The organism is Paenibacillus sp. FSL H8-0261 (genome assembly GCF_045040645.1).
Classification (GTDB): domain Bacteria; phylum Bacillota; class Bacilli; order Paenibacillales; family Paenibacillaceae; genus Paenibacillus_AQ.
In genome coordinates this window covers 2,056,030-2,080,250 of sequence record NZ_CP150297.1, presented here as the reverse complement: position 1 = coordinate 2,080,250, position 24,221 = coordinate 2,056,030, and the positions used below count along the sequence as shown (strand labels likewise).

21 protein-coding genes are annotated in these 24,221 nt (G+C 45.8%); 3 read left to right on the top strand and 18 right to left on the bottom strand.

Annotated elements, in window-relative coordinates; genetic code table 11:
* Positions 1 to 173: 173 nt before the first annotated feature.
* The 4 genes from MHI27_RS09030 to MHI27_RS09015 form a co-directional block, all read right to left on the bottom strand.
* On the bottom strand, positions 174 to 902 hold the full coding sequence (locus MHI27_RS09030) for a response regulator transcription factor (RefSeq protein ID WP_042125998.1): 729 nt from the start codon (positions 900 to 902) through the stop codon (positions 174 to 176).
* Between the two features lie 109 nt (positions 903 to 1,011).
* A complete protein-coding gene (gene pnpS, locus MHI27_RS09025; RefSeq protein ID WP_076300910.1) occupies positions 1,012 to 2,808 on the bottom strand; it encodes a two-component system histidine kinase PnpS in 1,797 nt (598 codons plus the stop codon).
* A 180-nt stretch (positions 2,809 to 2,988) separates the two neighbouring features.
* On the bottom strand, positions 2,989 to 3,375 hold the full coding sequence (locus MHI27_RS09020) for a VOC family protein (RefSeq protein WP_339269977.1): 387 nt from the start codon (positions 3,373 to 3,375) through the stop codon (positions 2,989 to 2,991).
* A 195-nt stretch (positions 3,376 to 3,570) separates the two neighbouring features.
* Positions 3,571 to 5,133, bottom strand: a complete 1,563-nt coding sequence (locus tag MHI27_RS09015; RefSeq protein ID WP_405176709.1) for a fumarate hydratase — start codon at positions 5,131 to 5,133, stop codon at positions 3,571 to 3,573.
* Between the two features lie 102 nt (positions 5,134 to 5,235).
* Between MHI27_RS09015 and yfbR the strand changes: the two genes are divergently transcribed.
* Positions 5,236 to 5,841, top strand: coding sequence for a 5'-deoxynucleotidase (gene yfbR / locus MHI27_RS09010; RefSeq protein ID WP_143764010.1), 606 nt, complete (start codon positions 5,236 to 5,238; stop codon positions 5,839 to 5,841).
* Positions 5,842 to 5,929: 88 nt separating this feature from the next.
* Here yfbR and MHI27_RS09005 read toward each other — a convergent pair whose 3' ends face one another.
* The 5 genes from MHI27_RS09005 to MHI27_RS08985 form a co-directional block, all read right to left on the bottom strand.
* Entirely contained in the window at positions 5,930 to 6,799 is an 870-nt protein-coding gene (locus MHI27_RS09005; RefSeq protein ID WP_042186532.1) for an SDR family oxidoreductase, read from the bottom strand.
* Positions 6,800 to 7,012: 213 nt separating this feature from the next.
* Positions 7,013 to 7,441 carry a hypothetical protein gene (locus MHI27_RS09000; RefSeq protein ID WP_042125989.1) on the bottom strand — a complete coding sequence of 143 codons (429 nt, stop codon included), beginning with the start codon at positions 7,439 to 7,441 and terminating at the stop codon, positions 7,013 to 7,015.
* Between the two features lie 173 nt (positions 7,442 to 7,614).
* On the bottom strand, positions 7,615 to 8,556 hold the full coding sequence (gene mdh, locus MHI27_RS08995) for a malate dehydrogenase (RefSeq protein WP_339802086.1): 942 nt from the start codon (positions 8,554 to 8,556) through the stop codon (positions 7,615 to 7,617).
* 56 nt (positions 8,557 to 8,612) lie between these two features.
* Positions 8,613 to 9,908: an NADP-dependent isocitrate dehydrogenase gene (icd, locus tag MHI27_RS08990; protein WP_042125986.1), complete on the bottom strand. Its 1,296-nt coding sequence runs from the start codon at positions 9,906 to 9,908 to the stop codon at positions 8,613 to 8,615.
* Positions 9,909 to 10,059: 151 nt separating this feature from the next.
* Entirely contained in the window at positions 10,060 to 11,172 is a 1,113-nt protein-coding gene (locus MHI27_RS08985) for a citrate/2-methylcitrate synthase (protein ID WP_042186527.1), read from the bottom strand.
* A gap of 395 nt (positions 11,173 to 11,567) precedes the next feature.
* Here MHI27_RS08985 and ytvI point away from each other — a divergent pair, with 395 nt between their 5' ends.
* Positions 11,568 to 12,683: a sporulation integral membrane protein YtvI gene (ytvI, locus tag MHI27_RS08980; protein ID WP_076283318.1), complete on the top strand. Its 1,116-nt coding sequence runs from the start codon at positions 11,568 to 11,570 to the stop codon at positions 12,681 to 12,683.
* A 91-nt stretch (positions 12,684 to 12,774) separates the two neighbouring features.
* Here the strand turns inward: ytvI and MHI27_RS08975 are convergent, their stop codons facing one another.
* The 3 genes from MHI27_RS08975 to MHI27_RS08965 are packed head-to-tail and all read right to left on the bottom strand — an operon-like array spanning position 12,775 to position 14,916.
* Positions 12,775 to 13,173 carry an FxsA family protein gene (locus MHI27_RS08975; RefSeq protein ID WP_042186523.1) on the bottom strand — a complete coding sequence of 133 codons (399 nt, stop codon included), beginning with the start codon at positions 13,171 to 13,173 and terminating at the stop codon, positions 12,775 to 12,777.
* Entirely contained in the window at positions 13,170 to 13,697 is a 528-nt protein-coding gene (locus MHI27_RS08970; RefSeq protein ID WP_405176063.1) for an acyl-CoA thioesterase, read from the bottom strand. Before MHI27_RS08970 ends, MHI27_RS08975 begins: the two co-directional genes overlap by 4 nt.
* 37 nt (positions 13,698 to 13,734) lie before the next feature.
* Complete coding sequence (locus MHI27_RS08965; protein ID WP_076283320.1) at positions 13,735 to 14,916, bottom strand: MFS transporter; 1,182 nt, start codon at positions 14,914 to 14,916, stop codon at positions 13,735 to 13,737.
* A 109-nt stretch (positions 14,917 to 15,025) separates the two neighbouring features.
* Here MHI27_RS08965 and MHI27_RS08960 point away from each other — a divergent pair, with 109 nt between their 5' ends.
* Complete coding sequence (locus MHI27_RS08960; protein ID WP_256716421.1) at positions 15,026 to 15,721, top strand: G1 family glutamic endopeptidase; 696 nt, start codon at positions 15,026 to 15,028, stop codon at positions 15,719 to 15,721.
* Between the two features lie 119 nt (positions 15,722 to 15,840).
* On the opposite strand, the gene pyk is transcribed toward MHI27_RS08960, so the two are convergent.
* The 6 genes from pyk to MHI27_RS08930 form a co-directional block, all read right to left on the bottom strand.
* Entirely contained in the window at positions 15,841 to 17,259 is a 1,419-nt protein-coding gene (pyk, locus tag MHI27_RS08955) for a pyruvate kinase (protein WP_042186514.1), read from the bottom strand.
* Positions 17,260 to 17,591: 332 nt separating this feature from the next.
* Positions 17,592 to 18,593, bottom strand: coding sequence for an acetyl-CoA carboxylase carboxyltransferase subunit alpha (locus tag MHI27_RS08950; RefSeq protein ID WP_042186511.1), 1,002 nt, complete (start codon positions 18,591 to 18,593; stop codon positions 17,592 to 17,594).
* 1 nt (position 18,594) lies between these two features.
* Entirely contained in the window at positions 18,595 to 19,488 is an 894-nt protein-coding gene (gene accD, locus MHI27_RS08945) for an acetyl-CoA carboxylase, carboxyltransferase subunit beta (RefSeq protein ID WP_042186509.1), read from the bottom strand.
* Between the two features lie 72 nt (positions 19,489 to 19,560).
* Positions 19,561 to 19,749 carry a hypothetical protein gene (locus MHI27_RS08940; RefSeq protein WP_042125966.1) on the bottom strand — a complete coding sequence of 63 codons (189 nt, stop codon included), beginning with the start codon at positions 19,747 to 19,749 and terminating at the stop codon, positions 19,561 to 19,563.
* A 146-nt stretch (positions 19,750 to 19,895) separates the two neighbouring features.
* Positions 19,896 to 20,396 (bottom strand): phosphatidylglycerophosphatase A, encoded by a 501-nt coding sequence (locus tag MHI27_RS08935; RefSeq protein WP_042186505.1) that lies wholly within the window; start codon positions 20,394 to 20,396, stop codon positions 19,896 to 19,898.
* A 74-nt stretch (positions 20,397 to 20,470) separates the two neighbouring features.
* On the bottom strand, positions 20,471 to 24,097 hold the full coding sequence (locus tag MHI27_RS08930; protein WP_405176062.1) for a DNA polymerase III subunit alpha: 3,627 nt from the start codon (positions 24,095 to 24,097) through the stop codon (positions 20,471 to 20,473).
* Positions 24,098 to 24,221 lie beyond the last annotated feature (124 nt).

The following is a 24,221-nucleotide window of genomic DNA, read 5'->3' as shown; positions in this document are numbered from 1 at the left end:
CTTCGATCTCCATGATAAGCTTTTAGTGTAAATACAGTTGGAGAGAAATGTTAACGCAATGTAAAATCAGTGAGATGAATGGGTCCACATCACAGTATTTCCCCAGAAGCCAACTAGTACTCCGAGCATTTCTTATTTATGAAAAGTATAGAAAAAATAGAACTCCAGTCACTCTAAATGACCGGAGCTCTTTTTTTATTAACCACTAATTTATAGCCTACGCCTCGAATCGAATCGATATGAACGGATTCTGGATCGAGCTCAAGCTTTTTACGAAGTGAACTCACATGCACGTCCACCGTACGCTGCCCACCAATATAATCAAAGCCCCATACAGCATTCATGAGATCATCTCTCGTCAACACAACCCCTGGCTTACGAGCCAAATATAATAGCACTTCGAACTCTTTAGGCCGTAAATTAATACTATGACCACCGAGGGAGACTTCATATCTCTCAGGGTAAATCTCTAATTGACCTAAGATAATGGTAGAAGCAGAGATAGGTGTTTCTGTCGGTGCTTCCTCAGCAAGTCCAGAAATCCTCCGAAGTACAGCACTTACTCTAGCGAGCAGTTCAGAGACGCCGAATGGTTTGGTTATATAATCATCAGCACCTGATTTCAGCCCTCTAACTACATCTTCTTCCGCATTTTTAGCGGTCAACACAATAATAGGTGTTCGGATACCTTGTCCACGCAATTTATCAAGGATGTCAATGCCATTCATACCTGGCAACATCAGATCTAATACGATCAAGTCAAAAGGTTCCCTCGTCGCACGATCATATCCTGCCGTACCATGATCCTCTACTGTTACCTCGTAACCTTCCTGCGTTAAGTTATAGGACAGCAGCCGGGCCAGTGTCGGTTCGTCTTCAATGACAAGCAATCGTTGAGCCATAGGTTCCCCCGTCTTCCATATAGTTTGATTTTTACAAAGCAACAACAAAACAATCATATCACCACAATGTTAACTTGGTGTAAAATCAATAAGATGAATTTACAAAAATCTAATCCACCTTTTCTTCCTGCAAGAGCGGCAACTCAATAATAAATGAACTTCCGATCCCCAGATCACTTTTAACCGAAATCACACCATGGTGCAGATCTATCAAGTGCTTCACAATAGACAGTCCCAACCCCGTTCCACCGGAACTTCTTGATCTTGCTTTATCCACTCGATAAAAACGTTCGAAAATGCGCGGCAGATCCTTTTTGGGAATCCCCATCCCTGTATCGGTAACGGTAAATTGGACATTCTCAGAACCATCTGGCTTCAGTATATTCTTAACATAGACTTTTACGCTACCCCCTTCATGCGTGTAATTAATCGCATTGGAGAGCAAATTCATAAAAATTTGACGTAGTTTATCTTCATCGGCCTCAATGAACAGCTCCTCAGGAACCTCTACGTTAAGACTAATACTTTTCTTCTCAGCCACTTTGCTAATGGTTCCCAGCACGGAATCAAAGAATTCAATGATATGAACAGGTGAGCAATCGAGCTGCACACGTTTAGATTCGATTTTAGATAATTCCAGAATATCTCCAATCAATCGATTTAAGCGTTCGTTCTCATCATAAATAATTTGCAAGAAGGAACGGGCTGTCTTCTCATCCTTAACCCCACCACCCAGCAAGGTCTCGGCAAATCCTTTAACAGCGGCAACCGGCGTCTTCAATTCATGGGATACGTTAGCGACAAATTCACTTCGCATCCGCTCCAGGCGACGAATCTCTGTTACTTCCTGCAGCAGGAAGAGCATGCCTCTATACGTCCCGTCCTGGATCATAGGTACTGCGTCCATACGTACAATCCGCTCTCTCGGATTGTAAATACTTCGTTCTTCATGGAGCGGTTCTTTATTCGATACCCCTTCTTCAAGCAGACGTGTTAACTCATAATGACGCTTTAGCTCCTTGTACGAATGACCCGCCATTTCACTGTTGCTAACATCCAGCATCCGCTCTGAGGCTCGGTTCAGCAGGGCAATTTCTTCGTCCGCATTGATCATTATGATGCCGCCAGTCATATTGTCCAGTACGCTTTGCAGCAGATCCTCATTATCACGAATAGTCTTAAGCTGAGCTTGAAGACTGTCAGCCATGGCATTTATTGCTGTCGCCAGCTGCCCGACCTCATCTTTACGCTTCAAATGGACTCTTGCATCATAATCAAGATCTGTAATACGCCGCGCGACTCTCGTGATTTGTTCAAGCGGTGAAGTCATGCTCGATGCCACTTTGTAGCTGACAATAGTTGCTGCCAGGAACAAAACAACTAACCCCCCAGCCATAATCATCCAAGCACGGTTAAGCCCTTCCGTTACTGCATCCAGTCCCATCGAGACCCGAATGTAACCGTCAAAACCATGATCTGAGGTCACCCGCTCAGCTACATATAACATCTCGCGATCTAAAGTTTCGCTGTAACGAATGGCTCGTCCAGTCCCCTCTTTAGCCGCAACAATCTCCTCTTCACGATTGGCGTGATTGTCCATCTCCAGAGGATTTTTCTCTGAATCCCCTAAAACTTCACCTGACTTACTGATAAAAGTAATCCGGGAATCTAGAAGCTCGGCGACATGCTCTGCCTGCTCCGTGTAATACGGAATGGCATTGGTGGCGTTCATATCTACAAATTCCAATGTGCCTGCGAGTAAATTTATTTCCCGGGACATGTTCTCTTCGAGAGCAGCTATATGGGAGCTCTTAAACAGATGAGCCATCGTAAATCCAGTGCCAATCATGGAAATACCGATTAAGGCCATAAGTATAAACGTAAGACGAGCGCGAAACGGTTTCATCTGAAGTGTGCCTCTCCCTTTTTCATTGTATCTTTTATCCTAACTTCATTTTCATCAAAAAACCAGTGCTACTATTTTCGTGACATAAATCCCTACTATAATAGATTATATAAAAATAACAGCCCAAGTTGATTATCTCTGGACTGTTACTTTGTATTACTTTTGTAAAATATCATGATTTCATTCTATACAGGTTGCAAGAAACCACTGATTGCCCTGAGCATCTCTAATACCCGCTCCTCTTTCTCCATAAGGCTTATCTAATGGTTCTTCAATGATGGATGCCCCGGCATCCAAGCACTTACGAAAGGTCTCATCCACATTTCTTACATATAGATGAATAGCGAGCTGTACTGGTGAATATTTCTCATTAGCCTCGGAAACCTCGATGATCGAATCTCCTATTCTAAGTTCTGCATGTCTAATCTTGCCTTCATCATTCCGCAGCATATCATTAATTCTTGCATCAAAGCAGTTCACAACAAAATCAATCAATTGATCTGCACCAGCCACGATAAAATACGGAGTAACGTTAAGAAGACCATTTCTAATATAATGTGGTACCATTCGTAAACCTCCTTTAGACAAGCATAAACACCTTCGACATCCCTATCTATATGGACGCTAAGTGATTATACGAGGAATATAAGGATAAATTATAGCGTGGAACATATAAATTCTTATATTTTCGATAAAACCGGAGAAAAAGCCATAGCAGCGGATGTCCCCACTTTATGACTAATTCACCGTACTGTACCCGACTTATTTAAATACAGGCTCTTTAAACTGAGTTAATTTTGCTGCGGAATCTTTCTCTACATCTGCGTGCAGACTGTTACCATGGGCATCCATCGTTACAATAGCAGCGAAACCATCCACATCCAAATGCCACATTGCTTCAGGAATGCCAAATTCCATAAAATCAACAGCATTTACCTTCTTGATGCATTCCGCATAATACTGTGCAGCGCCACCAATCGCATTGAGATATACGCCCCCGTGCTCCTGAAGAGCTTTTAACGTTTTAGGACCCATTCCACCTTTTCCGATGACGGCACGAATTCCAAATTTTTTGATAATATCGCCTTGATAGGGCTCTTCACGGATACTAGTAGTCGGACCGGCTGCTTTAACATGCCAGCCTTCCTCGTCCTTCATCATTACAGGACCACAGTGATAGATAACTGCACCGTTCAAATCCACCGGAGCCTCATGATCCATTAGATATTTATGAAGTGCGTCACGGCCCGTATGCATTTCACCGGATAAAATTACTACATCCCCAACTCGTAAACTACGGATATCCTCTTCACTAATCGGTGTAGTCAGGTGGACTTCGCGAGATCCAGTAGCTGCATTGTCTTCACTTGCATCTGCCACTTCCGTTTCCGACGCCTGGTCCCGTCCATCATCAACCGAAATCCCTGTACCACTCTCGTACAACCAGTCCTCTATATTGCCTGTTGACGGATCAACCAGCACACCTTGGCGACGGAAAGCCCAACAATTGTAGGCAACAGATACGAAAAAGCTGGCTGGCAAACGATTCATAACGCCGACCTTACAACCAAGCAGCGAAACTTCCCCACCAAAGCCCATCGTTCCAATACCCAACTTATTGGCATTCTCCATGATGTAGTCTTCCAGCTTGCTGAGATCCTCTATTGGATTAACATCCTCCACTTTGCGGAACAACTGCTTCTTAGCCAGCTCATAGCCAGTTGTGCGGTCGCCGCCGATACCAACACCTATAAAACCAGCGCTACAGCCTTGCCCTTGTGCCTGATAAACAGCATGTAAAATACATTTACGAATTCCGTCCAGATCACGGCCTGCCTTGCCCAATCCTTCTAATTCTGCTGGAAGGCTGTATTGAATATTCTTATTCTCGCAGCCGCCACCCTTCAGAATCAGTCTGACATCTATTTTTTCCTCTTCCCATTGTTCAAAATGAATGACCGGTGTCCCTGCTCCCAAATTATCTCCGCTGTTCTCACCTGTCAATGAATCTACAGAATTTGGACGAAGCTTACCATTCTTGGTCGCCCGTACAATGGCGTTGTGAATATCTTTTTTCATCTCAATCTGATTGATTCCCACAGGTGTGTGAATGATAAATGTAGGCATTCCCGTATCCTGACAGATCGGTGATACTTGCTGCTCAGCCATTCCGATATTTTGAGCAATCGTAGTTAACGCAAGACCTGACCGGGTAGCTCTGTCCTCTAGTGCGCGACCCTTGGCGACCGCCCGGCGTACATCACCCGGCAAGTTCGTGGACGTTTCAACAATTAGATTATAAATGCTGTCTTCAAAATGCTGCATATTCATTCAAGCTCCTCTCAGCAGATCCAGATTATCAAAAGTCTGATACAATTAGTATAATAATATCATACCTAGCAGCTCATGAAAGGGGTTACTTTAAAATTGAACTACCATTTTTCCGCCTATTTATATCGGCTTCAATACATTCAGCGCTGGAGCCTAATGCGCAGCACCGCACCTGAGAACGTTGCTGAGCATTCTTTCCATGTAGCTCTGCTCACACATATGCTCTGTTCCATTGGTAATATTCATTATGGACGTTCATTAAACGCCGAAAGAGCAGCAACTATGGCCCTGTTCCATGATGCCAGCGAAGTGTTCACGGGTGACATTGCCACACCAGTGAAATACAATAATCCTCGGCTACTAACCAGCTTCCGCGAAATGGAAAGAATTGCTGCGGAACGCTTGACCGGTATGATTCCTCCCGAACTTCAGGGCATTTACACGCAGCTCATGCAGCCAGAAGACAGTTCTCCCGATTCGGAGGACGTTCTCCTGCACAGCTACGTTAAGGCAGCCGATCGACTGGATGCTTACCTAAAGTGTGTCTGGGAGGTTGCTGCGGGCAACCGTGAATTCGCAGCGGCGAAAGAGCAGACAGGTGCGAAGCTACGCGGACTCGGCTTACAGGAAGTAGATTATTTCCTCACTCATATGGCTCCGAGCTTTGAAATGTCGCTCGATGAGCTGTCTGCTGGAAACTAAATCCCAAGATCAATACAAAAAGCTCTAATTCGGCTAACCCTGAATTAGAGCTTTTTATATAAGTATCTAGGTTTGGTTGGCTGAGCCTCTACCCGTTTACGACCTCGCCACCGTTTACATGGATGACCTGTCCGGTCACATAACTCGAATCGTCGGAGGCTAGATATACATAAGCTGGGGCCAGCTCCTCCGGTTGTCCCGGTCGCTTCATAGGCTGCGTACCGCCGAACTCACTAACCTGTTTTGCATCAAAAGTAGATGGAATAAGCGGTGTCCAAATTGGACCCGGAGCAACGCCATTTACCCGAATGCCTTTCTCTGCCAGATTCGTAGATAAGGAACGCGTGAAGCTCAGAATGGCTCCTTTCGTTGAAGAGTAGTCCAGTAATTGTGGACTACCACGATAAGCGGTAATCGAAGTCGTATTAATGATAGCTGATCCTGCTTTCAGATGAGGCATAGCCGCTTTGGTCAAATAAAACATTGCAAAAATATTCGTACGGAATGTACGCTCTAGCTGCTCGGACGTAATATCCTCAATCTTAGCTTGTGGATGTTGCTCCGCCGCGTTATTGATGAGAATATCCAGTTTCCCGAGGCCCTCTACCGTCTGTTTAATGAGATCTTTACAGAAGGTTTCCACACCAATATCTCCTGGAATCAGAATGCATTTGCGACCTTCCTGCTCCACCTGGCGTTTCGTTTCCTCTGCATCAGAGTGTTCATTCAGATATGAAATAACTACATCGGCGCCTTCTTTTGCAAAAAGAACAGCCACTGCCCGTCCGATCCCGCTGTCTCCTCCAGTAATAAGTGCCGCCTTGCCCTGCAATTTACCTGCCGCCTTATAATTAGCCGGCTCATATTTCGGCAACGGCTTCATTTCGCTCTCAATTCCTGGCTGATGATGCTGTTCTTGCGGGGGTAAGGTTTTCGTAGCTTGCTTGTCGTTTGACATAATCCTAGCTCCTCTCGTTAAGTAATTGATAGTTAACTGATCGTCTTAGGATGGCTCAAGCGTATACGTTTATACGCCGGCTTTATCATTTTTTTAAAATTGCTGTATGAAAAGTTACTTACCACATGGCTGAGAGAATCAAACAATCCGAAGTTTTTTTGAACACAAAAAAACCCGCTCTCCTTTACGGAAGCGGGCTCATAGTCGTACAGATTAAATAATATCGTTAAATACCATGAAGAATACCATCAGCAGCAATGACACGGACAGCAGCGCACTAAGCGTACGCAATTTGCCTGTTTCTGCTTTGACATCACGGTTCTCACGAATTCCAGCAGCAGCAAGACGCAGAGGCTTGCTCATAATACCACCAAGCGCAAACATTGCTAGCAACAATACAACGATAATGATCATCCATGCTACAGAATAATCACCCTTGGTCATCATGTAACCACCTGTAAGTAGTTGAATCACTAAACCGTACTGTGCAAAGCGGTTAAATCCAGTAACTGCACTTAACGTACCTTCTTTTGCTGCAGGCGACAATTTTTCAGCACGACCGATGATGAAAGGCAGTACAAGGTAAAATCCTAGTGCCAGCGTCCCGATCATATGTAAGAAAAACAAAACGTTCCAATCCATATCATATCTCCTCCAATTTAACTGTGATAATAGTTACATATAATTATACCCATAATATTAGAATAAGAAAAGCAACTTAGGTGTCCATTCTTTGAAGTTGTTGATATAAAAAAAGAGAGCGCCCTTAAGCCATTTCACGGCCTTCGGGACCCTCCCCTTTCATCTGACACAATCTACACAGATAATATTGCTGTTACACTACGTACGGACTCTGCGGACTTATCTAAAGCCGCTTTCTCCTCAGCCGTAAGCTCCAGTTCAAAGATCTTCTCAATCCCATTCGCACCAAGAAGAGCTGGAACACCCAGAAACAGATTGTCATAACCATATTCGCCTTCAAGCAAGGCAATAACCGGAATGATCCGTTTCTTATCCTTCAAGATCGCTTCCGTCATCTGAACTAAAGAGGCTGCAGGAGCATAATACGCACTACCATTTCCTAAAAGGTCAACGATTTCCCCGCCACCCACACGTGTACGCTTCACAATCTCCTCGATACGATCCGCAGAAATCAATGTATCGATTGGAATGCCTCCGACACTAGAATAACGAACGAGCGGTACCATATCATTGCCGTGTCCGCCTATTACGAAACCACGTACATCTTCAACGGATACGTTCAGTTCTTGCGCAATAAAAGTGCAGTAACGCGCTGTATCCAGCACGCCGGATTGTCCAATTACGCGGTTTTTCGGAAAGCCTAACGCTTCAAATGCAGCATAAGTCATCGCATCTACCGGATTACTCAAAATAATTACGATGGATTCCGGTGCTACATCTCTTACGTTCTCGCATACCGACTTTACAATCCCTGCATTGATATTCACAAGATCGTCGCGGCTCATCCCAGGTTTACGGGCAATCCCTGCAGTGATAATTACAATATCAGAATCTACAGCATCTTCATAACTTGAGGTTCCAATAATATGACTGTCGAATCTCTGCACAGGACCTGCTTCTTGCATGTCAAGCGCCTTACCCTTGGTTGGGTTCTCCATTTGTGGAATATCGAGCAGCACAACGTCTCCAAGTTCCTTTTGAGCTAACATAAGAGCTGTAGTAGCGCCGGTAAAACCGGCGCCTACCACTGTAATTTTATAACGCTTGATCGCCACAGATTCGCCTCCTAGAAATGATAAAGGTAAGGCTAATGTTATCTGGCTAATCTAACCTATAGGTGGTTAATAATTTCGTCTGCAAATGCGGAGCATTTCAGCTCAGTTGCACCTTCCATCAGACGGGCAAAGTCATAAGTCACGGTCTTATTGTTGATAGCAGTTTCCATACCTTTATAAATCAGGTCCGCTGCTTCCTGCCAGCCCAAGTGCTCCAAGAGCATTACGCCGGACAGAATAACAGAACCGGGATTCACAACGTCTTTGTCTGCATATTTAGGAGCTGTACCATGGGTAGCTTCAAAGATGGCGTGGCCAGTAATGTAGTTAATGTTCGCTCCAGGAGCGATGCCGATGCCGCCGATTTGTGCAGCCAGTGCGTCGGACAGGTAATCCCCGTTCAGGTTCAACGTAGCAATAACATCGAAATCAGTTGGACGAGTCAGAACTTGTTGCAGCGCGATATCCGCAATTGCATCCTTGATAATGATTTTGCCAGCAGCTTCAGCATCCTTCTGAGCAGCATTAGCGGCAGCCTCACCGTCACGTTCCTTAATCACATCATATTGACTCCAAGTGAAGACCTTATCTCCGAACTCTTGCTCAGCTACTTCATAACCCCAGTTTTTGAAGGCACCTTCAGTAAACTTCATGATGTTTCCTTTGTGAACAAGCGTTACGCTCTTACGTCCGTGCTTGATCGCATATTCAATTGCAGCGCGCACCAAGCGCTTCGAACCTTCGGAGGATACCGGTTTGATACCAATACCAGAAGTTTCAGGGAAACGGATTTTGTTAACTCCCATTTCTTTTTGCAGGAATTCGATGACTTTCTTCACTTCAGCAGAGCCTTCTTGATATTCAATCCCTGCATAGATATCCTCTGTATTCTCACGGAAAATAACCATATCCACCAGCTCAGGACGTTTAACAGGAGAAGGAACACCTTGGAAATAACGAACTGGACGCAGACATACGTACAAATCCAATTCTTGACGCAAAGCTACATTCAATGAACGAATACCGCCTCCGATTGGAGTAGTAAGTGGTCCCTTGATCGCCACAAAATATTCGCGGATTGCTTCCAACGTATCATTTGGCAACCATTCACCATATGTATTGAAAGCTTTTTCGCCAGCAAATACTTCGTACCAAGCGATTTGCTTAGTGCCACCATAAGCTTTAGTTACTGCTGCATCAAGTACGCGCTTGGAAGCTTTCCAAATATCACGGCCTGTGCCGTCACCCTCGATAAAAGGAATGATTGGATTATTCGGAACTTGTAGTTTTCCTTCTTTAATCGTGATTTGTTCGCCTTCTGTAGGTAGATCGAATTTTTCTAGTTTCAACATTTGAGTGTATTCCTCCTAAAGTTTTGTGGGATTTAAATAGCATTGACAAGCATCGAACAAAACTCTCATCATCATTAAAATCAAAAATTTAAAACACTATTGCTAGGGTTCATTCTACTAAACTTTAGGAGCAGCCCGCAAGGCTGCTCTTCTATCTTTCGTCTACTGGAACGTATTTCTGTTCAACCATACCCGTGTATTCTGCACGTGGACGAATAATGCGGTTATCTGTATATTGCTCCAGAATATGCGCAGTCCAACCTGAAGTCCGGCTAATTGCAAAAATAGGAGTGAACAGTTCACGATCTATGCCTAGCTGTGTATAAACAGAAGCCGAATAGAAATCAACATTCGGTCTTAATCCCTTTTGCCCGGTAATCAATTGTTCAATATTTACGGACATGTCGTACAGGGTGGTGTCATTTTTCATCGTACCAAGCTCCAGCGACATTTTCATCAAATGTTTTGCACGTGGATCACCATTCTTATATACTCGATGACCGAAGCCCATGATTTTCTCACGGTTATCCAGTTTCTTACGGATAAACGGTTCAACCGCTTCCAAACTTCCGATCTCCTCTAGCATCTTCATAACTGCTTCATTCGCCCCACCGTGAAGCGGGCCTTTGAGCGCACCAATAGCGGAGGTGACCCCAGAATAAATATCGGATAATGTCGCAACTGTAACCCGGCCAGCAAAAGTTGAAGCATTCAGCTCATGGTCCGCATGAAGAACAAGTGCGGTATCAAGTGCTTTGACAGATACGCTGTCCGGCTCTTTTCCCCACAGCATATACAGGAAGTTCTCAGCAATAGAAACGCCTTCTTTCGGAGCCACTGGTTCAAGCCCTTTGCGAATACGCGACAGTGCCGCCACAATAGTTGGGAGTTGTGCTTGCAGTTTTACCGCCTTAATCTCGTTCGCTTCTCTGCTCATATCGTCAGCCGCTTCATCATAGAGAGCAAGGCTTGATACAGCCGACCGCAATGCTGCCATGGTGTTGGCGTCTTTTGGATAGAGCTTCATTTGCTCGATTACCTGTTCAGGAATCTGTGCGAAGGCACTAAGATCCCGCTTGAGCGCTTCCAGCTCTGGCACCGTCGGCAGACTGCCGAACCATAACAAATAAGCTGTTTCTTCGAAGGTAGCATGTTCTGCAAGTTCATCAATATCATAACCGCGGTAAGTGAGTACACCATCCACAATAGAACTAATGGATGAAGTTGTTGCAACGATACCTTCCAAGCCTTTGGTAGCTGTCATAGCATATCTCTCCTTTGCCAACAAGGTATAAAAACAATCTTAGTTCCATGAAAACATTTCCAATTCAAAGCATTAAAAAATCTAATAAGTGCGTGTAAGAACATTTCCGTCAGGAATGCTGTATGACCAACATGCTTCGTATCTTTATTCATCATACTGGATTTTGTCGGTTATGTGAACAATGTGGAAGCTTTGGAGCGCATCAAATGATTTTATCAGAGAGATAGAAAAAAACTTCTAATCCTCTGATTCAATTTTTTCATTTCAGTTTAGAGATTCCGGCCCATTCTAATATTTATCCCGCATTCTAGTCTTTAAATCGATCCTATGAATATATATGAAGACGAGCTCTTATTCCCCTGTCTATGCAGGAATGAAGAAGGTGTGGTCTCGGTATGGATCGTTTGGTATTAAAAAGACTGCTGCGCGGCCTGTGGGTCGTTCTGGCAACTTCCATCCTCCTGCTCGCAATCTATTTATTACTTCCGCTGTTATACCCCCTGTTGCTCGCTTGGCTGCTCGCATATATCATGCATCCATTAGTACTTATTCTTAAAGGCTTTAAATTACCCAGCTGGCTTGCGGTATCACTTGCACTGCTATTTTATATAGGCGGAATCACACTAGTCTTAACCGCGATGATTACAAGACTCGTAAAAGAATTAATCGTCTTGCTGCAAACCTTTAATCTCCACACCGACCAATGGAAGGATCTTCTGATGTCCTTAAGCCAGAATGCAAGCATTCAGAACATCATCAACCAGATTAATCAATTCTACCGAGACAATCCTGACTATCATGCTACGATTGACAGCAATATCAGCAGAACAACGGAAACTGTAGGTTACGCAGTCACGCAAGTGGTCACGGGATTTTTTAATGTAATATTGAAACTGATCTCCGCACTTCCTAGTATGGGTACGATTCTTATCGTGGTTGTCCTTGCTGCCTTTTTCATTAGTACGAGTTGGGAGCGTCATAATGATAAACTTACAGGCTGGCTGCCGACAGTATTCCTAAAGCCTGTGTCAGATATCTGGAGAGATTTACGCAGAGCGCTCTTCGGTTATCTTCGCGCACAGGTCATCCTGATCTCCATCACAGCGATCATTGTAGTAATCGGGCTGTTGCTGCTGGGTGTGAAGTCTGCATTTGCTATCGGCTTAATGATTGGCTTTGTGGATCTATTGCCTTATCTCGGTGTGGGAATTGTGATGCTGCCTTGGGCGTTATATTCTTATATGACGGACAATTTGGCACTAGGGATAGGACTATCCATACTTTACGCTGTTATTCTTATTACCCGGCAGGTGCTTGAGCCGAAAGTGCTCGCCAGCAGCATCGGACTCGATCCCCTTGCCATGTTGATTGGCATGTTCGCCGGTCTGCAGTTGTTCGGTATGCTAGGGCTGATCATCGGACCCGTTGTCCTAGTAGTCCTTGTTGCCTTTAACCGAGCGGGCGTATTCCGAGCTTTGCACAGCTACATTGTTAGCGGCAGATTAAGATAGGAACCGATAATCATCAATTCGTAAAATAGCAAACAGAGCGGTCCCTTCAGCAATGACAGGGGTCCGCTCTGTTATTGTTGTAAAAAGTATACTAACGACGGTAAAAGGTGAAGGTGCCATTCTTCATCTTCTTCTCAATCCACTTCAGCAAAAATATACGGTACAAAGGCCGAGTTAATGGAAATACTAACGTGAAACCGACAATATCGGTTACGAAGCCCGGCAATATCAGTAGCAATCCTCCGAAAAAAATACATAAACCATCCAGCATCGTCCGACCAGGAACGCGGCCCTCCTGCATATGTGTTCTGCTGTCCTGCAGCACTTTCTTACCTTCAAATCGCATCATTAGTAGACCGATTACTGAAGTGGTCAGCATAAGCAGCAACGTTTTAAATGCTCCAAGTTGATCTGCTACGTAGATAAAACCGAATAATTCCACAGCAGGAATAATAAATAGTCCAGCCCATAACCATTTGCTTCTAATCATACTGAACCCCCTTCTTCCCGCAGCGCCTCTTTTATTGCGTGAAAGAGCTCTGGAAGGGCTCTATCCAGCCTAGCAGGCCTCCATTCCCGGTTCACCCAAACATGACTTGTCGTGCCGGTAACCAGCAGCTCCCCAGGTGGTTCCATCGACCGCAACTCCCCTAGAGTAGCCAATAAATCTTCTGAATTTCCACCTTCTTCTTCCGAAAGCCTCCGCACTTGATACTCAAATACGACTCGTAACGCTGAGAAGGTAGTCATTCGCGCATACACGGAGATAAGATCATCATATCGCGCCGGACTTTTAAATTGCAAATCTGCTGAGGTGACAGGAAGTAAGACGCCTTGTTTCTCAAGTTCACGATAAGTAAAACCAACCTGACGAAACATCTCCGTACGACCAGACTCAAACCAGTTCAAATAATTCGCATGATACACGACACCCATCTGATCACTTTCCTGATAGCGAACACGCAGGGTTGACTTATACCATCGGCTGGGCAAGCCAGCTCGTTCTAATTCCATCTATAAATACTCCTTTCAGCATAGCAGCAGGGAAGCGTTAAGCCTGGGTCCCGCCTGAAGATAGCGTCGTCGATAATTTGCGCCGAGAGTTTCTGGCAACATAGAACAGCAGCATTGCTCCTGCGATAGAGCTCAACATACAAGACAGATTCATTACTTCTACCCCGCCTTGATTGAGCAAGAATCCATTCAGTAAATTACCGACAATGCCAGAAAAACCTGCAAACACCATATTAAATACACTTTGGCCAGTGGCCTGCATCTCGTTAGACGTGATCTGAGATACATATTCGACTGCAGCAATATAAAAGAACCCAAATGAAAGACCATGCAGCACTTGCACTCCGATCATTACCGATGGATAAGGAAAAGCAACCTGAATACCCCACCGCAAAACATAAATAAGAGCCCCAAGGAGCAAGGTCCGCTCACGACCCAACCTCTTAATCACCTTAGAAGCAAAAAGCATGGAAGGCACATTCGTCACCGATGCGAGAAAGAGCGCAATCCCTGCATAGCGAGTAGACCCTCCAACCGATTGAAAAGCAATTACAAAGTATGTACCAAAAGCAGCCATCGTCTGGTTCACAAGAAAGCTGCCACCCAAAAACGCAAGGAAGACCCGATTCCCCAGCAGTTGTCTTACCCCCTGAGTAAACGATTGCCTCATCATATGATTCTCTTCCGCCTGCTTCGGCAATGTAAACGCAATAAGGACTGCAATCAGATTAAAAAAGAGAAAAGGTAGCCATATCGTGGATACAGAGAAGGTAGATACGTACACCCCTCCTGCATAAGCTCCCAGAGCCGCCCCAATGCTCATCATAAGCCGGATGCTACCGTAAGTGGCTCCAGCTCTATTCGCCGCCGAGATCGCGTAAGAATCGGCTATAGGAGCCTGTGTAGAGGAGAAGATCGTTGAGCACGTATACACCAGAAGAAGTACAATGAAATATTCCGAACGATAAAAGACAGCTAGTAAGGCCGGAACCGCCACACTTAGGATAAGTACTAAACGCGTCTGATTATACCGATCAGAGATAATCCCCCACATCGGCTGAATGGTGATTGCAACTAGTGTGCCTGTTGCCATTAGTATACCTATCTGTCCACTATTAAGTCCATTATGGACCAGCAGCAGCGAAAGATAAGAGCCAAATGAACCGCCGGCCAATCCTAAAAATAGATAAAAGCCGCGCAGCTTCGATAATTTTTCCATTTGTACTATGAGTCCTCCAGCTTTATATTTTTATATTTTAACAGAACACCCGTACTTCATATGTAATCATCGCATTTAATATAGCAGTACTATAAAGGCGGTGGACAAGTTGAGCATAAAATATAACTCTCTCATGGTAAATCATCCTTGTCTAACAGACAAATCTAATGCGAGCAATAGACAAAGCTCTGCTTTTGGCTGGTCATCTAAGAACTGGAGTGGCTACACTGTTACTGGTAGAAAAGGTGCCTTCAATCGCATTTCCGGTGAATGGACCGTCCCATACGTAAAACCAACCCACAAATCCACCTATTCCTCCGCATGGATTGGCATCGACGGCTTCAAGAACAGCAACCTTATTCAGACGGGAACAGGTCATGAATTCGTAAATGGGATTGCCCGTTATTACGCCTGGTGGGAAATACTACCTGACGTCGAGACCGTAATCCCTTTTCCAGTATACCCCGGAGATCATATGAAGGGTACTATCACAAAAATAAGCCACACGAAGTGGTCTATCACACTCCGGAATTTAAGCCGAAATTGGACCTTCCGAACGCTTCAGCGATATACTGGTCCGCAGACCTCCGGCGAATGGATTATGGAGGCTCCTGAGGTCGATGGTTCCATCGCAAAGCTGGCCCGCGTGGGCACTACCTGCTTCAACTGCTGTCGAATCAATGGAAAACAACCTAGGTTAACTCTTTCTAATGGAGGGATCATGGTCCAGAATAACACCACCGTTGCGGTTCCTTCCAGTCCAAGCCCTCGAGGGGACTCTTTTAGCGTCAAACGTATATACTAACAGCATAAATGGATTCAGCACAAAAAAAAGAGCTGCCTCATTTGTAGATTTTCACTACATCTGAGACAGCTCTTCTATTTTGCGTAAAATCTACGAATCAGGCAAAGCACAGTCGAGTACTACTCGATTGTGCTTACTTTTACCAAGTTAGTGGAACCGGAACGTCCAAGTGGAATTCCTGCAGTAATCACAACTAGGTCGCCAGCTTGAACCAGACCGGAATCCTTACCACCTTGGATTGCTGTTTCAAGCAATTCATCTGTGGAAGTAGCTACTTTACCGAATACTGGCGTTACGCCCCAAACGAGGGACAATTGACGCATAGTTCTTTCTTGTGTCGTAACAGCAATGATTGGTGCTTTAGGACGGTATTTGGAAACAACGCGTGCAGTATGACCTGTAACAGTCGAAGAAAGAATAGCCTTAGCGTTCAGATCCAAAGCGGAAATTGCAACGGATTGGCTGATAGCTTCTGTAACTGTAGTTTCTTGTAAAGTTTGTTGTTTTGAGAAAATTTCACGGTGGTCCAGAGCGGACTCCGCTTTCTCAGCAATACGGGACATTGTAAGAACGGATTCTACTGGATATTTACCAGCAGCAGTTTCTCCGGAAAGCATGATTGCATCTGTTCCGTCGAAAATAGCGTTTGCTACGTCACTTGCTTCAGCGCGAGTAGGACGTGGGTTACGTTGCATAGAATCCAGCATTTGTGTAGCTGTGATTACTGGTTTGCCAGCAACGTTACATTTTTGAATCATCAATTTTTGAGCCAAAGGTACATCTTCAGCTGGAATTTCAACACCAAGGTCACCACGAGCAACCATCAGGCCATCGGAAGCTTCTAAAATTTCATCAAGGTTGTCAACACCTTGTTGGTTTTCGATTTTGGAAATGATTTGAATGTGAGAAGCGTTGTTTTTCGAAAGCAGCTCACGAATTTCCTGAACGTCGCTAGCTTTGCGAACGAAGGAAGCGGCGATAAAATCGATGTCCTGTTCGATACCAAAAAGAATATCGTTGGTGTCTTTTTCCGTAATACCCGGCAAGGAGATGTTTACTCCTGGTACGTTAACGCCCTTCTTGCTCTTGATCGTACCACCGTTTACAATACGGGTCTTGATTTCAGTTCCTTGAATGTCGACAACTGTCAAACCAATCAGACCGTCATCAATAAGGATGGTGGAGCCTACTTGAACATCATTAGGAAGCTCGCTGTACGTGATGGAAATACGTTCTTGGGTGCCAAGGATTTCTTCCGTAGTTAGTGTCAGGTACTCGTCCTGAACTAGTTCAATCGGTTCTACTTCCAACTTGCCTGTGCGAATCTCCGGTCCTTTTGTATCGAGCAGGATAGCAACAGTTTTGTTCAGTTCCTTAGATGCTTGACGGATCGTTTTAATCCGAGCACCATGCTCTTCAAAATCGCCGTGGGAGAAATTCAAACGGGCCACATTCATACCAGCCAAAATCAATTTTTTGATATTCTCCAACGATTCACTCGCAGGTCCGATCGTACATACAATTTTACTTTTCCGCATTAGGTTTTCCTCCGTTTTTTCGTTCTCTCTGTCTCACTTTTTCCAACTACAAAATCTACTACAAGGCTAACTAATTAAATAGGAACTTTGTCACATGTGCCTTTAACTACGCCCTTATGAATATTACTGCAACTTAGACACAAAATCAATGTTGTAGGCTCTTTTAGATGTAATTTGAGCTCGAATTATCTGAACGCACAAAAAAAATTAAAATAATCCCGGCATTGCGTCGAGATTATTTTAATTCCAATAAAATGTATAATTTACACTTAATTCAATATGGTCCACTAAGTATGGTTATATGTCTTAAAGTGCAAATGGAAAGGCACTATTCACACTTCAGATTCCACTTCTTCTTCAAGGAAAATCTGCTCCTGCTGGACTTCAGCAAACTCACCAATTTTACGGAATTTACGATAACGATCTTCTTTCAATTCCGCTCTATCCAGAGGAATTAGCTCCTGCAAGTGACGCCATAATGCATCCTTAATTGCAGCTGCCGTAGCTTCGTAATCACGATGTGCGCCGCCTTTTGGCTCAGGAACAATCTCTTCGATGACTTCCATTTCAAGCAGATCAGATGCCGTTATCTTCATGGCTTCTGCCGCTTGATCAGCCTTCGAAGCATCCTTCCATAGAATTGATGCAGCACCGTTAGGAGATATCGCCGAATAAATGGCATGTTCCAGCATAAGCACTCTATTACCAACTGCCAGTGCTAATGCGCCCCCACTTCCGCCTTCACCGATAACCACACAGATTACAGGAACACCAAACTGAGACATCTCGCGTAAATTACGGGCAATTGCTTCGGATTGCCCTCTTTCCTCAGCTGTATTGCCTGGATATGCACCTTTAGTATCTACAAAGGTTATAATGGGACGATTGAACTTGTCCGCTTGCTGCATCAGACGCAGTGACTTACGGAAGCCCTCAGGGTGTGCACTGCCGAAAAAGCGTAAAATATTCTCCTTCGTATCTTTACCGCGCTGCTGGCCAATGACCGTAACCGGGACACCGTTAAGTTTGGCGATACCGCCTACAATTGCAAGATCATCCCCAAACATTCGATCCCCGTGAAGCTCGATAAAATCTGTGAAGATCTGCCCCATAAGATCAAGAGAAGTCGGACGTCCTTGATGTCTAGCTAGATGCATTTTTTGGGAAGGGGAGATATTAGAATAAACTTCCTCCTCAAGCACACGGTACCGTTCTTCCAGTCTTGCTACCTCATCCGTAAAATCAATACTTTTCTCTTCGCCAAACTGCTTTAGCTCGGCAATTTTCTTGCGCATTTCAACCAGAGGCATTTCAAAAGGCAACTCTCCTGCCAACCTAAAATCCCCCTTTCACATCATGCAATTCCAAAATTTTGGTCAGTGTGGCGCGCATTTCTTTACGGTGCACAACCATATCAATCAAGCCATGCTGCAGATTAAATTCAGCCGTCTGGAAATCATCCGGAAGCTTCTGGCGAATTGTCTGTTCAATGACTATACGTCCTGCGAAACCGAATACCGCCCCAGGCTCAGCAATAATAATATCGCCAAGACTAGCAAAACTCGCAGATACTCCGCCAGTTGTCGGATCCGTAATTATAGAAATATAAAGGCCGCCCACTTCGTTGAAACGAGCAAGCGCTGCACTGGTCTTCGCCATTTGCATAAGACTTAGAATACTCTCCTGCATTCTCGCTCCGCCAGAAGTAGAGAAAATAAGGAGTGGAAGCTGCTTCTCCGTGGCTTCTTCAATCGCCCGGGTAATCTTCTCACCAACTACAGATCCCATACTGCCGGAGAAAAATTCGAAATTCATCACAGCTACGATCACTGGATGTCCGCCAATAGATCCCTGACCCGTAATCACGGCATCAGTTTGTCCCGATTTTAGTTGCTGTTGCTCCAGTTTAGAGGCATAACCCGGGAATTTCAGCGGATCTATAGAATACATTTCACTATCAAACTCAATAAAGCCCTCTGGGTCTAACGTCATAGCAATACGCTCTACGGCGTTCAAGCGCAAATGATGACCACAAGTAGGACATACTTTTAGATTCTTTTCCAATTCCTTGCTATACTGGATCGTTCCGCATTTATTACATTTACTCATTAATCCTTCTGGAATTTCCCGTTTGGGGCGTTCGCCTTCTGCAGGCACGCCGCTTCGCTCCAGACGTTCTGAAGGAATAGTCGCGTACTTCCGTTTCTTCTGAAATAAATCTTTGAACACACCCGCACCTCTTCAGCCGTTTATTTGCGTTATGCAGCTTGCCGCTGTCATGACTTTTCTCTTGATAGAAATTCAGGGATGCAGAATAAGATTAAGGACTTCCTGTACTTCCTCCAGTTCACCCGAAGGAACCAATATCTCAAACTGCTGCTTGGACATATTGATTGGACGGCATTTTACTAAAAAACCTTCTTCAGTCAGCTTACTCTTAATCATATCCGCCACTTTGGCGGTCGGCGCGATATATATTACCGTCCACATGCCTTGCAAGGCCTCCCCAATCTTAATTCCCAGCCGTATCCCGTATAATGGAATTATGATAACACAGTTTTCTTTTTTCCCGCAACAGGCGTAGGGCAAAGGAAGCAAGACTGAGGAACTCGTTCAAACGAAATGAATCGGGTCATTTATTCCGTATCCGTGACCAGAGGATATACTTTTGCCCCTTCCTGCCGATGAGCGATTCTAGCAGAAGCAGCTGCAGCGATACCCGCTACTAAGTCATCCAAGAACACGTGAATCCTCCCCTTATCATCGTTCAATTCACCAATGATTCCAAGCTTTATTTTGTCCAAGTACCCAAATCCTGTAAGTCCGATCATCCCATATACCCCTGTGATGCCAAGGGCTAGAGTCTCGTCCGCTCCATAAAGTGATTCATCCGCTTCCATTACTGCCTGGAGCGGCTGCGGAAGCAGTCTTTTCTCTGCCAGCTCATCAAGTGCGATCCCCGTCATTAACGTGTACTGCACTTCTCTTTTTCCCAATACAGATTTCACACTGGAAAGGCATTCTTCCTTGGATAAACCGGGATAATAGACCGATTGTAAAATATATACGATTTCAGCAATGGAAGAAAGTGATACGCCTCTACGTTCCAACAGATCAACTGCCATTTGATAGGACATGATGTGATTCCCCTTTCCGCCCAGGGATTCGCCCTGTGGTTTCCTAATGTATGCGGAAAAGGGTGGAATTGTTCTTATTTTATTCTTACGGTACCTGCCCCCAGCATAGACTCGATAGCCGCGATTAGCTCCTCGGTAGGCTTAATCCGATAATTATCGCTAAGGGCCAGGAGCTTCTGATCCCGTTCGTAGAACAGAATCGTCGCTACTGGGCCTGGATGATTCTGCAGCAGCTCCTTCAGGCGCGACAGCTGCGCAGCATTCTCGGCGGCCGGCGTGATCTTGATAAAGACACGCTGGCCTGAGCCCGGCGCTGACGCAGCAGCCGGTGCAGGTGTTGCAGGCGCAGCTGCGCTGCCTGCAGGGCCAGTGGCGGCCCCGCTAGCCCGCGAAGCAGGAGCCGCGCCACGCGGCTGCGCTCCTGCTGAGGCCGAGCGTCCCGCGCTATACGGACGGGACGCGGCGGCACTACGGCGCTGCAGCAGACCGCGGAGTGTCTCCGTGGATAGCAGCGCCACTTCCTCGGCCAGCAGCTTGAAGCCTTCGTCCTCCTGCTGCACCTTGGCGCGCAAGGCCAGCAGCGCGCCCTTGGCAATCAAGCCGCGGCTTCGCTTCCACACCTCGGGGAAGAGCACGACTTCGCAGCGCTCGATCTGATCTTCCCATTCGATGAAGGCCATCGATTTTCCTTGCTTCGTCGTAATTTCCTTAACGGATACGACCATGCCGGCCGTAACCGTCTGGCTCTCATCTGCGGCTTCGCCGAGATCCATAAGCCGCTGTATACCCGTCTCCTCAAGCAGCTCAGCACTATCGTCGAGCGGATGACCTGATAGATACAGCCCCAGCAGCTCACGTTCCATCTCCAGCTGCTGTCCTACTGTAAACTTAGGGATATCCGGATAGCGAATCTCCCAATTCGGCGTCTCCACCAAATTATCGAACAACTGAATTTGCAGTTCATCCCGCTCCTTGCGCCATTTCGTCGCGGCGTCAACGGTCTCGTCCAGCATAGCCAGCAGCTGGGCCCTATGACCCGGCAGACAGTCAAAGGCTCCTGCCTGCAGCAAAGACTCCACTACCCGCTTGTTGCAGACCCGCAGATCCACACGTCGACAGAAATCGAGCAGGCTGTCGAACGGCCGCTCCTTGCGGACCGACATAATATTCTCCACTGCTAGCGTGCCGACGTTCTTAATCGCTGCGAGCCCAAAGCGGATATGCCCTGTTCCCGTTTCCTCTCCTGGAACAGGGGTAAACAGTACGCCGCTCTCATTCACATCCGGCGGTAATACGCCGATGCCCGTACGGCGGCAGTCCAGTACATATTCCGCCACCTTACGGTGGGTTCCCATCACAGCGGTCAGCATAGATGCCATAAACTGTACCGGATAATGCGCCTTAAGATAAGCCGTCTGAAAAGCCAGCACACCATAAGCCGCCGCATGCGCACGCGGGAAGCCGTAATCGGCAAATCGTACGATCATATCATAAACGGCATTCGCATCCGTTTCGTTATATCCTTGCTGCAAGCTCCCCTGTACAAAATGACTGCGTTCCTTATCCAACGTCTCGCGCTTCTTCTTAGAAACCGCTCGGCGGAGCAGATCCGCTTCACCAAGCGAGAATCCAGCCATAAGCGAAGCAATCTGCATAATCTGTTCCTGATACACAATTATCCCATAGGTATCCGCTAATATAGATTTCAAATCAGGATGCGGATACTCTACTTCGATCTGACCGTGCTTACCTGCTATATATTTCGGGATAAACTCCATCGGACCCGGACGATACAAGGCTAGGACCGATACGATATCTTCAAAACCATTAGGCTTCAAATCCTTAAGCACACGTCTTACACCCGCCGACTCCAGCTGGAAGACCCCAGTCGTCTCACCAGCACCTAACATTTCATACGTGAGCGGATCATGATCTGGTATGATTTTAAAATCTGGAACACTGCCACTCATTTCTTTAATCGAATTCATGCAGCGTTCGATAATCGACAAAGTACGCAGGCCCAGAAAATCCATCTTCAGCAGCCCAACACTTTCCAAATGCTCCATAGAGTACTGAGTTAACGCTGTACTTTCGTTGCCCTCTTGAAGGGGTACAGCATCAGTCAGCGGACCTTTGGAAATAACAACCCCGGCAGCATGTGTCGAAGCATGACGAGGCATACCTTCCACTTTCATTGCCATATCCAGCAAGCCTTTGATCTTCGGATTACTGTCATACAGCGCTTTTAGGTCTGGAGTAGTCTCCAGCGCTCTAGCAAGGCTGATGCCTAGTTGTCCTGGGATGAGCTTGGCAGCCTTATCTACCTCGTTATAAGGTAAATTCAGTACCCTGCCCACATCACGAACTGCAGCCCGTGCAGCCATGGTTCCGAACGTAATGATCTGTGCCACATGTTCTTTGCCGTATTTCTCCACCACATAAGCGATAACCTCATCACGACGCTCATCACTAAAATCGATATCAATATCCGGCATCGTGATCCGTTCTGGATTTAAGAAACGTTCAAAGAGCAAGTTATACTTAAGCGGATCTACATCCGTGATTCGTAGGGAATAAGCGGTAAGACTCCCCGCGGAAGAACCCCGGCCCGGACCAGTAGCAATCCCCTGACGATGACAATAAGCGATAAAATCCCACACAATTAGAAAATAATCGCTAAAACCCATATTCTCGATGACGCCAAGCTCATAGGCAAGACGCTTTTCAGCGGTTTCTCTTTGCTCAGGCGATGCCCAAAGCGGTGTGTCTATATACCGTTCTTCAAGCCCTTTAAAGCACAACTCTCGCAAATATGCAGCGGAGTCCTTACCTTCTGGAATTGGTGAATAGGCAGGCAGAATATGTTGACCGAAGGTAAGCTCCAAATTACATTTTTCTGCGATCAATAGCGTGTTACTGATAGCTTCAGGCACATGCGGGAACAACGCCGCCATCTGATCACTGCTTTTGAGAAACAGCTGATCTGTTCCGATTTTGAGCCGTTCCTCATCATCCACAGTTTTACCTGTTCCAATACAGATCAGAACATCCTGTACCTCTGCATCTTCCTTGGCCAAATAATGGACGTCATTCGTAGCTACAAGTGGGATCTCACAGGCCTTGGCAAGTGCGATCAGCTTCGGATTTACTCGTTTTTGCTCGGAAATTCCGTGATCTTGAAGCTCCAGGTAGAAGTCTTCGCCAAAAATCTCCTTATATCGCAGCGCAGCTTTTCGCGCCTCGTCATCTCTTCCATGCAACAGATGCTGCGGCACTTCGCCGCCAAGACAGGCACTGAGGCATATGATCCCCTCCGAATGAGCGGCCAGAACCTCCATATCAATACGAGGTTTATAGTGATGACCTTCCAGATGACCGATAGAGATCAGCTTCATTAGGTTCTTGTAGCCGGTTTCATTCTTGACGAGCAGAATCAAGTGATAAATCGGTTGATCTTTACGACTGCCTCGCTCACGGCGAGAGCCCGCGGTTAAATAAGCTTCACAGCCGATAATCGGCTTGATTCCATTCTCTTTACACGCTTTATAAAAGGGGATCGCCCCATACATCACTCCATGATCCGTAAGCGCCAGCGACTTCATGCCGTATTCGCCGGCCCGGCGCACGAGATCGGTAATGCGCGCCGCCCCGTCCAGTAAACTGTATTCGCTGTGCACATGCAAATGCACGAAAGGGCTCATTATCCCACTTCCTTTCTACTACATAAATCAAACATAAATAGTTGTTCAAAAAGTCCGTTTTTATCACGAAGTAACCCAAGAAGCTTACTCGACATCGAAGATTGAATTCAGGCGAAACTTCCGG

Excerpts from the sequence above, each read along its gene's own strand:
- MHI27_RS08985 (WP_042186527.1), bottom strand. The coding sequence starts at position 11,172 with ATGACAGCTACCAAAGGCTTGGAAGGTATCGTTGCAACAACTTCATCC.
- ytvI (WP_076283318.1), top strand. The coding sequence starts at position 11,568 with ATGGATCGTTTGGTATTAAAAAGACTGCTGCGCGGCCTGTGGGTCGTT.
- MHI27_RS08965 (WP_076283320.1), bottom strand. The coding sequence starts at position 14,916 with ATGGAAAAATTATCGAAGCTGCGCGGCTTTTATCTATTTTTAGGATTG.
- pnpS (WP_076300910.1), bottom strand. The coding sequence starts at position 2,808 with ATGAAACCGTTTCGCGCTCGTCTTACGTTTATACTTATGGCCTTAATC.
- MHI27_RS08940 (WP_042125966.1), bottom strand. The coding sequence starts at position 19,749 with ATGTGGACGGTAATATATATCGCGCCGACCGCCAAAGTGGCGGATATG.
- MHI27_RS09030 (WP_042125998.1), bottom strand. The coding sequence starts at position 902 with ATGGCTCAACGATTGCTTGTCATTGAAGACGAACCGACACTGGCCCGG.
- MHI27_RS08930 (WP_405176062.1), bottom strand. The coding sequence starts at position 24,097 with ATGAGCCCTTTCGTGCATTTGCATGTGCACAGCGAATACAGTTTACTG.
- MHI27_RS08975 (WP_042186523.1), bottom strand. The coding sequence starts at position 13,173 with ATGATTAGAAGCAAATGGTTATGGGCTGGACTATTTATTATTCCTGCT.
- pyk (WP_042186514.1), bottom strand. The coding sequence starts at position 17,259 with ATGCGGAAAAGTAAAATTGTATGTACGATCGGACCTGCGAGTGAATCG.
- MHI27_RS08935 (WP_042186505.1), bottom strand. The coding sequence starts at position 20,396 with ATGTCCTATCAAATGGCAGTTGATCTGTTGGAACGTAGAGGCGTATCA.
- icd (WP_042125986.1), bottom strand. The coding sequence starts at position 9,908 with ATGTTGAAACTAGAAAAATTCGATCTACCTACAGAAGGCGAACAAATC.
- MHI27_RS09005 (WP_042186532.1), bottom strand. The coding sequence starts at position 6,799 with ATGTCAAACGACAAGCAAGCTACGAAAACCTTACCCCCGCAAGAACAG.
- MHI27_RS09015 (WP_405176709.1), bottom strand. The coding sequence starts at position 5,133 with ATGCAGCATTTTGAAGACAGCATTTATAATCTAATTGTTGAAACGTCC.
- MHI27_RS09020 (WP_339269977.1), bottom strand. The coding sequence starts at position 3,375 with ATGGTACCACATTATATTAGAAATGGTCTTCTTAACGTTACTCCGTAT.
- MHI27_RS09000 (WP_042125989.1), bottom strand. The coding sequence starts at position 7,441 with ATGGATTGGAACGTTTTGTTTTTCTTACATATGATCGGGACGCTGGCA.
- MHI27_RS08970 (WP_405176063.1), bottom strand. The coding sequence starts at position 13,697 with ATGGAATTAGAACGAGCTGGCTTGCCCAGCCGATGGTATAAGTCAACC.